We start from the raw sequence: 762 nt of genomic DNA, 5'->3' as shown, positions 1-762 counted from the left end.
TTTGAAAATGCTTCTTAAGCTGCTCCACTTCTTGTCGCTTCGTCACCACAATTTTATCAAGATACATATTGATATTCCCCCGTTGCCTGTATTAATTGATCCAGCTTGGAAAGTGCCAGTCCCGAGTCAATGGCTTCTGCCGCTCGTGCTACTCCGTCCGTCAAGGTGTCTGCTGCCCCTGATACATAAATGCACGCTCCTGCATTCGCTAGCACAACATCCCGATAAGCTCCATGCTCTCCGTTCAAAATTCGTCGTATGATATCTGCGTTAACCTGTGCGTCGCCACCCAGCACCTGATCGAGAGAATGCGTCTGCAAGCCCAGATCCGACGGATGAAGCTCGAACGTGTGAACCTTGCCGTCCTTCAACTCGGATACTCGTGTCGCAGCTGAAATACTAATTTCATCTAGCCCATCCGGACTACTGACAACCATGGCCCGTTTGGAGCCGAGCTGGTTCAATACCTCGGCAATGACTTCCGTTTTGTTGGCGTCATAAATGCCCAACAGCTGCCGATCCGCACCAGCCGGATTCGTCAATGGACCAAGCATATTAAATACCGTCCGTACACCCAGCTCGCGACGCGGCGCGGCGGCATGCTTCATAGACGGATGATACAGCTGCGCGAATAAAAAGCAGATGCCGATTCGGTCCAGACAAGACCTAGCCTGATCACTCGTCAAATGAATGTTGACTCCCAATGCCTCCAGGACATCAGCGCTCCCAGCACGGCCACTTGCAGAACGATTGCCATGCTTT

1 protein-coding gene is annotated in these 762 nt (G+C 51.7%); it reads right to left on the bottom strand.

The window, feature by feature from the left end; translation table 11 throughout:
* Positions 1–56: 56 nt before the first annotated feature.
* On the bottom strand, positions 57–762 hold a 706-nt coding region (gene trpD, locus GRP75_RS28520; protein WP_160791060.1), incomplete at its 5' end, for an anthranilate phosphoribosyltransferase.

It is taken from the genome of Paenibacillus sp. OT2-17, from assembly GCF_009827695.1.
GTDB lineage: Bacteria > Bacillota > Bacilli > Paenibacillales > Paenibacillaceae > Paenibacillus > Paenibacillus polymyxa_B.
Note: the sequence above shows the minus strand (reverse complement) of the source record. Positions and strands in the feature narration are given on the sequence as shown.